We start from the raw sequence: 8,728 nt of genomic DNA on the forward strand, positions 1-8,728 counted from the left end.
GTAAGTTATTAATGAATTAAATGAATTTCAAGAAATGGAAAAAGCATATATAGTAACAGGATTTCGATCAGCTGTCGGTAAGGCAGGAAAAGGCGGGTTCCGATTTACACGCCCTGACGACATAGCCGCTTCGGTAATTCGTCATTTGATGGATTCTGTACCTCAACTCGATCCGACACGTGTGGATGATGTAATTGTCGGGAACGCAACTCCCGAAGCAGAACAAGGACTTAACGTCGGACGTATGATCTCACTAATGTCACTTGATACGGATAAGGTTCCGGGAATGACAGTTAACCGGTATTGCGCTTCCGGTTTGGAAACCATTGCTATTGCTCAGGCTAAAATAGAAGCTGGAATGGCAAACTGTATTATTGCCGGAGGAGCCGAATCCATGTCTGTTATGGCAATGGGAGGATGGCGTATTGTTCCGAATCCGAAGGTAGGTAAGAAAAACCCGGATTGGTATTGGGGAATGGGACTTACAGCAGAAGCGGTTGCCAAAGAATATAAGGTATCCCGCGAAGAGCAGGATCATTTTGCGGTTAAATCGCATGAAAAAGCTTTAAACGCAATTGCTGAAGGGAGATTTAAACAAGATATCGCCCCGGTTGAAGTAGAACATATCTTTCTGGATGAACAAGAAAAAAGACAGGTAAAATCCTATATTGTTGACACGGACGAAGGCCCCCGCGCCGGAACAAATTTCGAAGCAGTATCTAGACTCAGACCTGTATTTGCGGCCAATGGAACGGTAACAGCCGGTAACGCATCACAAACATCCGATGGAGCTGCATTTGTATTGGTAATGTCCGAAACCATGGTGAAAGAATTAAATCTGGAGCCGGTTGCGCAATTACTTTCTTACAAGGCTGTCGGAGTCCCTCCCCGAATTATGGGAATAGGACCTGTAGATGCTATCCCTGCCGCTGTTAAGGCTGCCGGACTGCAATTGAATGACATCAACCTGTTTGAATTAAATGAAGCATTTGCTTCTCAATCATTGGCTGTCATCCGTGAAACCGGGTTAAATCCGGATATTGTTAATGTAAATGGAGGAGCCATTGCACTGGGGCACCCGCTGGGATGTACCGGAGCTAAATTAACGGTTCAGATTCTTAACGAACTCCGTCGACGCAATCAGAAATATGGTGTTGTAACCATGTGTGTCGGAACCGGACAGGGAGCAGCAGGAGTATTTGAATTGCTTCGTTAATCCTGATGAATAAACAGAGTGACCAATAGTAAAACCGATAAAAATGAAAGCTATAAAAGGAGGTGAATTCCTCATCAGAAAAACAAACCCGGAAGATATTTTCACACCGGAAGAATGGACAGAAGAACAAAATATGATCGCACAAATGTGTGATGACTTTATTCAAAAAGAGGTAGAACCCAATCTGGATGCTATTGACAAAATGGAAGAAGGATTGATGCAATCTATACTGGACAAAGCAGGAGAACTGGGAATGCTCGGCCTATCTGTTCCTGAAAGTTTGGGAGGTATGGGGGTAGATTTCAAAACTTCTCTTCTGGCTACCGAAGCATTAGGAAAAGGACATTCTTTTTCTGTTGCTTTTGGAGCACACACCGGTATCGGAACGTTACCTATTCTCTATTATGGTACAGAAGAACAAAAAGCAAAATACATCCCCAAATTAGCTTCAGGAGAATGGAAAGCTTCTTATTGTCTTACTGAACCGGGATCGGGATCAGATGCCAATTCAGGGAAGACAAAAGCGGTGCTTTCTGAGGATGGAAAAAACTACATCATCAACGGACAAAAAATGTGGATCACCAATGGGGGGTTTGCTGATGTCTTTACTGTTTTTGCAAAAATTGACGAGGACGAAAAACTAACGGCATTTATTGTAGATGCGCATTCCGAAGGCATCTCTCTGAATCCGGAAGAGAAGAAAATGGGGATCAAAGGTTCCTCTACCCGTCAGGTATTTTTTAACAATGTAAAAGTACCGGTTGAAAACATGCTTTCAGAACGTCAAAACGGATTCAAAATCGCTTTGAACATTCTAAACATCGGGCGGATTAAATTAGCAGCCGGAGTTTTGGGTGGCGCCAAAGAAGCAGTAACTCTTTCTGTTAACTATGCGAACGAACGCGAGCAGTTCGGACGTCCGATCTCAAAATACGGGGCTATACGCTCCAAAATTGCGGAGCAGGTAATCCGTTGTTATGTTACTGAATCTGCAACCTACCGTGCCGGACAAAATATTGACGACGCAATCGAACAACTCATTGCGGACGGAATGGAAAAAGGAAAAGCAACCCTGAAAGGAATTGAAGAGTTCGCAGCAGAGTGCGCTTTACTAAAAGTTCTGGGATCAGAAGCATTGGATTATGTTGTAGATGAAGGAGTTCAGATTCACGGAGGAATGGGATATTCGGCCGAATCCAATATTGAACGTGCTTATCGCGATTCCCGTATCAATCGTATCTTCGAAGGAACGAATGAAATCAACCGTATGTTAACGGTAGATATGATCCTGAAACGTGCGATGAAAGGTGAACTAGACCTTATGGGACCTGCTATGAAAGTAGCCGGAGAATTAATGTCGATCCCTGAAACTCCTGAACTTCCGGAGGGACCTCTTGCCAATGAACACCTGTATCTGGAGAACTTCAAAAAGACAATTCTTATGGTAGCAGGTTCTGCTGTTCAAAAGCTAATGACAACGCTTGCCAAAGAACAGGAAGTACTTATGGCCATTGCAGACATGTCTATGTGGACGTACGCTTCTGAGTCAGCACTATTGCGCGTTCAGAAAAAGATCGACAAAGAAGGAGCGGATGCCTGCGAAGAAGAAATCGCCATTGTGAAAACATACTTCGTAGATTCTGCTGATCGAATCAATAAATCGGCAAAAGATGCGCTCAATGCTTTTGCGGAAGGAGACGAACTTCGAATGATGTTGATGGGACTGAAGCGTTTTACGAAAACAGAACCGTTTAATACCAAAGAAGCACGACAGAAAATTGCACTGAAAGCAATTGAAGCTAATAAATACTGTTTTTAACAGAATCAATCATAGCACGTTGATTGTTAAAGTCCGTTTGTTTCACCTGAAACAGGCGGGCTTTTTACTTTTCCGGGTTTTTGAATCCGAAACGAAAGAGTCGCTTCTATGGTATGTCTGACAGAAGACAGCATATCATACAACGAATATTCATAAGCTGCTCCAATAAACAAACGATTCCACACCTGAACGCCTGCCCCTGCGCTAAGTGTTCTCCCTGAGAAACGATAACCTGCCTGCCACCAGAAACGATTAAAGTGCATCCCTTTCACAGCAACAAAAACAGACGTTTTTACCCAATCTGTCAGTAGAAAAGCCGTAGGAATCAAACTAAATTTATCCCCCAGATCAAAGGTATAATCGGCTATCAGGTTCGTATAAAAGCCTCTCCCCTTCTTGAATAATGTGTTCAGATGTTGACCTCCTACCCCAACGTTCAACTTTCTCCACTGGAAATACAAACCGAAATTGACACTTACCGTTGACGATTCAAACTGTACATAAGGATCATTTACCGTTTGCGGAACAACAAACTCTTTACTCAGCCCTCTTTTATACCAGAGAACTCCCAATCCGGGAGACAAGCTTGCTTCTTTTCCCAACGCAAAAGTGTACCTGTAATTCAAACCTATCTTATGATTAATACTAAACCCTATTTCATCACGCATAGCAACGACTCCTATCCCGGAATTAATCCGGTTTATATCCATCTCGTACTGAAATAAATATGTCCGGGGGTTCCCGGACCCAAACCCTATCCACTGATTACGATATTGAGTGTGTATCAAATACTTATCCGCTATAGCAGTAGCTCCCGGGTTAAAGTAGCCCCGATTGCTTTCATTCAGACTGAAAACCGGCTCTTGCTGAGCCACAACTAAAAGGTTTGTACACAGAATAAATAAGAATCCAACCCCTTTTGCAAAGGTCGTTTGGAGAACAAAAACATTTTTCAATAACTTTTCGTAGTAATTCATCTTCATCACGGTATGTCTCTAAAAAGGTTAAGTGCTAAAGATAGCTCAATATTTACGTATCTTTATCCAAAAATTTTTCACACATGAGAGCTTTTCTCACTTTTCTTTTCTCTTTCTCCCTCTTACTCTCTGATGCTCAAACCCTTCCTTCAAAAGGATTTAAAACAGAACACGTGGTTATTCTTATTATCGATGGCCCCCGTTATTCGGAAACATTTGGTGATACTACCTGCTCCAATATTCCCAATATTTGTAATCAACTGGCACCTCAAGGTGTGCTTTATACGAATTTTCGTGCAAATGCGCCACGTACAACAACGAATGCCGGACACACGGCTATTACCACAGGTGTGAATCAGCGTATTTCTAACGATGGAAAGCAACTTCCTAGATACCCTTCCATGTTTCAATATCTCATGAAAGAAAAAGGGGTGGATAAAAATAAACTCTGGATTATCTCCAGCAAAGGGAAGCTATCTATTTTGGGTAATACCAAACATAAAAAGTGGAAAGACCTGTATACACCACATGTGTATTGCGGAAGAAATGGAAACGGAGCTGATTACACAAAAGATTCCCAAACGATGAAACAAGTTCATCACGTTTTGGGAACCTACTCTCCTACCCTTACACTTATTAACCTGCTGGCACCGGACTCCTGGGCACATGGCGGTAACTGGGATCGTTATATTCAATCCATTAAAGAATCAGATCTGTACGCGATGAAAATATGGGATATGATTCAGAATAATCCGCAAATGAAAGACAAAACAACCTTGATCATTACAAATGATCACGGGCGAAATGCCGATGGATACAAAGACGGGTTTATTTCACACGGAGCTAATACGGAAAGTAATCGACACATTTTCCTGTTGGGCATCGGTCCGGACTTCAAAAAAGATGTCAAAAGCGACTTTCCGCGGGAACTTACTGATATTTCGGCTACGGTAGCCCGTTTACTTGGATTCAGTATCCCCACTTCACAAGGTTGTGTTATGGACGAATTATTCCGGTAAAAACTATTTTTAGCAATTATCGGTTCGTTTTTTGGGTGATGGATTAGTTTTCATATATTTAGAACTCAAAACCCAAGAATATGAACACGCAAACTACTATGCGTCCTATTCCGGAAAATGAAACGGGAGGCGGCGAGGTTCTTTCGCTCGTTCCTTACACCGGACCCTGGACAAAGGAAGAAGCGGCTCACTTATTACGCAGAACGTTATTTGGTCCTACGCGCCAGCAAATTCTGGACGCTGTGGCAAACGGAATGAACAATACGGTTGATACACTTCTTACCCCTGTAACCGATACACTTCCTCTCACCTTTTCCACCGACGATGCGATTTCCACTATCGGGGAAAGCTGGGTCAACGAATATATGCCCGCAGGAGATCAGCAACCGACCATTGTTACCCGTTTCGCTTCTCTTTTCGGATGGATTTCTCAAAACCTGTTCGAACCCAATCTGAGCATTCGGGAAAAAATGACATTGTTCTGGCAAAACCACTTTGCGGTTACGTATGATAATGAACCCAAAATGTCCTACGATTATATTCAGCTTTTGCGGGATAATTGTCTTGGGAATTTCCGTCAGTTAATCAAGGATATTACTATTAATCCCCAGATGTTGGTGTTTCTGAACGGAGCATCCAACAACCAGTTCAGCCCGAATGAAAACTATGCACGGGAGTTACTGGAGTTGTACACCATTGGAAAAGGACCTCAAATCGGAGAAGGAGATTATACCAACTACACAGAGGATGACATTGCAGAGATTGCGCGCATTCTTACGGGATGGGTTGTAGAAAATTACCTGTCACAATCAGGAAACCTTGTCGGCAGTAATTTTTACGCGATCCTCCATGATCCCGGCACCAAGCAATTATCCGAAAAATTCGGAAATGCCGTCATTAATAATGCAGATACCGGAGAATATAGTGCACTTATCGACATCATTTTTCAGCAGGACGAAGTTGCCCGTTTTATCTGCCGAAAGCTGTACCGGTGGTTTGTCAATTACGATTTAACTCCGGAGGTTAATGCCACGATCATTGAAGAAATGGCAACAGAACTAATCGCTAATAATTACGACATTGAACCAGTTATGTCACTTCTTTTGCGCAGTGAACATTTCTATTCAATTGCCTTACGGGGAACTATTATTAAGAACCCCGTGGAATATATGGTATCTATGTACACCTCTTCCGGTTCACAAATGAATTTTGACCTGCCGACAACGTACCAGATGCACCTGATTTTCGGATGGATTTCTGAAAATATCGGAATGCACTACTTTGCTCCTCCTCAGGTTGCCGGGTGGACGGCATATTACCAGTCTCCCGGGTTCAGCCAGATGTGGATCAATGCTGCAACCATAAAAAAACGTGTAGAATATACCTATTATGCTTTGTACAATGGGCTTGACGCAAATGGTCAGCAATTTCCCATTGATGTTTTAAGTCTTCTGGATTCATTTGACTATCCGAACGATGATGTTGAAGTCATTAAAGAGCTTGAATTACTCTATTGTTGTAAACCACTTTCTGCAACACAACGTAACTTTCTTGCCAACCAATTGAACGGAGGTTTTGGTTCTTCGGTTTGGACTACGGCGTATGATACCTATGCAGCTGATCCCTCAAATCAGTCCAATGCCAATGTTATCAAAAACCAGATGAGGGTTACCCTTCTCAACTTGTTTAAAATGCCTGAATTCCACATCATCTAAAAACTACGGAGCTATGAAAAGAAGAGATTTTGTTAAGACCACATCGTTGGGTGCCATCGGAGTTCCGTTTGTTTTTCAGGGAGTTCAGATGAATACCGTACTAAAAAAGTTATTTAATTATTCGAAAAATGCGGAAGACCGCGTTCTGGTTCTCATTCGCCTGAACGGAGGAAATGACGGGCTGAATATGGTAATTCCCCTGGATAAGTATGACAACCTTGTTATCCAAAGAGAAAACATACTGATTCCGCAAAATGACATCATCGGTCTGGGAACAGGTTATCTGGGGCTACACCCTTCTATGGGAGGAATGGCTTCGATGTTTGACCACGGGAAACTTTCCATTCTACAAAATGTAGGATACGAACAACAAAACCGTTCCCATTTTAAGTCGATGGATATCTGGACATCCGGAAATATTGGCGGAAGTACGGATACGGGATGGCTCGGACGCTATTTTGACAGCTATAACCCGGATTATCCTGTCGGGTATCCCAATGAGGATTATCCCCATCCGTTTGCAATCAGTATGGGGTATGAAGTTTCTACCACCTGTCAGGGAATTGTCAGTAATTACTCTCTGGCCGTACAGGATCCGACAAATAATGCTGATTTGGGAACCAATATTTCGAACCCCGAAAACAGTTATTACGGAAATCATCTCGCCTACATTGAAGGGATTATTAATCAGTCCAATGTATACGGAGGGCATGTTTCTGATGCCGTAGCGGCGGGAAATTCATTATCAACACTCTATGACGAAACCAGTGCACTAGCTGTTCATTTGCGGAATATTGCCAAAATGATCTCAGGAGGGCTAAAAACCAAGGTCTATATTTTGAATATGACCGGTTTTGATACGCACGATGGACAGGTTGTTCAGGATGATGTTGCAAACGGGGTTCATGCCCAGTTACTGAAAACACTTTCGGATGCCGTTGCCGCATTCCAGGACGATTTGGCCCTGTTAGGGATTGAAGAACGTGTATTGGGAATGACATTCTCTGAATTCGGACGACAAATTGCCTCCAATGCGAGTTTTGGTACCGATCACGGCGATGCTGCTCCTATGTTTGTCTTTGGTTCCTGCATTGACAGCGCAGTTCATGGAGACAACCCGGACATCCCCGATCAGATTATCAATCAGAAAGGAATTGATGTTCAATATGATTTCCGTGACGTATATGCCTCCATTCTTCACGATTGGTTTCAGGTTGCCGAATCAGAGGTACAATTTTTATTTGAACACCAGGTAAACCTGATACCTATTGCCCGATCCTGCAATGGTCCGGTTGGTATTGAAGAGGATATTTTAGTTCGTCAGGGAACATACTGTTATCCGAATCCGTGTTCTGAGTTTACCACTATCGTGTTCACCTCTCAAAACGAGCAGGTTTCCCTTACACTTCTGGACATGAATGGAAGAGTCATCCGAAATGAGTTCAGTAAACAACTGGGAACAAACGAACATCATGTAAAAATAGAGGTCAATGACCTACGTGCCGGGAACTACTTCTACCTGATCGAAAAAGCATCGGGTTCAGTAAAAGGTCGTTTCCAAAAAATAGGACGTTGATATTTTTCCGAAATTTTTTGTGGACAGCAACAAGAATTAAAAAAAATGCTATATTTGCACCCCGAACGAAATGCGTTTGGGGTGTTGCTTTAACAACGTTAAACACACCTTCGAGTCTGAAACAAGCGAGTTGGAAAGACTTTTGAAATATGACAAGCGAGAGTAGCTCAGTTGGTAGAGCACAACCTTGCCAAGGTTGGGGTCGCGGGTTCGAATCCCGTCTCCCGCTCATAGCGATACTACCTTGATTTATCGGTCCGATAAATCAAATGCTCGAGTGGTGGAATTGGTAGACACGCCGGACTTAAAATCCTGTGCTCTTTTTGGGCGTGCGGGTTCAAGTCCCGCCTCGAGTACTATTTGAGAAATCAAATAAAGTCAAAACCCTTTAAACTTCAGTGTTTAA

The 8,728-nt window shown here is 42.8% G+C and carries 6 protein-coding genes and 2 tRNA genes; 7 read left to right on the plus strand and 1 reads right to left on the minus strand.

From position 1 onward, the window contains the following. Positions 1-34: 34 nt before the first annotated feature. Complete coding sequence (locus AC4PL9_RS09160; RefSeq protein ID WP_491604452.1) at positions 35-1,216, plus strand: acetyl-CoA C-acyltransferase; 1,182 nt, start codon at positions 35-37, stop codon at positions 1,214-1,216. A 43-nt stretch (positions 1,217-1,259) separates the two neighbouring features. Continuing rightward, positions 1,260-3,035: an acyl-CoA dehydrogenase FadE gene (locus AC4PL9_RS09165; RefSeq protein ID WP_491604453.1), complete on the plus strand. Its 1,776-nt coding sequence runs from the start codon at positions 1,260-1,262 to the stop codon at positions 3,033-3,035. Positions 3,036-3,061: 26 nt separating this feature from the next. On the opposite strand, the gene AC4PL9_RS09170 is transcribed toward AC4PL9_RS09165, so the two are convergent. Then, a complete protein-coding gene (locus AC4PL9_RS09170; protein WP_491604454.1) occupies positions 3,062-4,012 on the minus strand; it encodes a PorP/SprF family type IX secretion system membrane protein in 951 nt (316 codons plus the stop codon). Between the two features lie 83 nt (positions 4,013-4,095). On the opposite strand from AC4PL9_RS09170, the gene AC4PL9_RS09175 reads away from it, so the two are divergent. From AC4PL9_RS09175 to AC4PL9_RS09195, 5 genes are all read left to right on the plus strand, one after another. After that, positions 4,096-5,031, plus strand: coding sequence for a sulfatase (locus AC4PL9_RS09175; protein WP_491604455.1), 936 nt, complete (start codon positions 4,096-4,098; stop codon positions 5,029-5,031). Between the two features lie 80 nt (positions 5,032-5,111). Further along, a complete protein-coding gene (locus AC4PL9_RS09180; protein ID WP_491604456.1) occupies positions 5,112-6,746 on the plus strand; it encodes a DUF1800 domain-containing protein in 1,635 nt (544 codons plus the stop codon). Between the two features lie 13 nt (positions 6,747-6,759). Next, the gene (locus tag AC4PL9_RS09185) at positions 6,760-8,322 is read left to right on the plus strand and encodes a DUF1501 domain-containing protein (protein ID WP_491604457.1); all 1,563 of its coding nucleotides are present in this window, start codon (positions 6,760-6,762) and stop codon (positions 8,320-8,322) included. 156 nt (positions 8,323-8,478) lie between these two features. Next, positions 8,479-8,551, plus strand: a tRNA-Gly gene (locus AC4PL9_RS09190). Between the two features lie 42 nt (positions 8,552-8,593). Beyond that, positions 8,594-8,678, plus strand: a tRNA-Leu gene (locus AC4PL9_RS09195). Positions 8,679-8,728: the final 50 nt, after the last annotated feature.

The sequence above is a fragment of the Wandonia sp. genome (assembly GCF_984588085.1).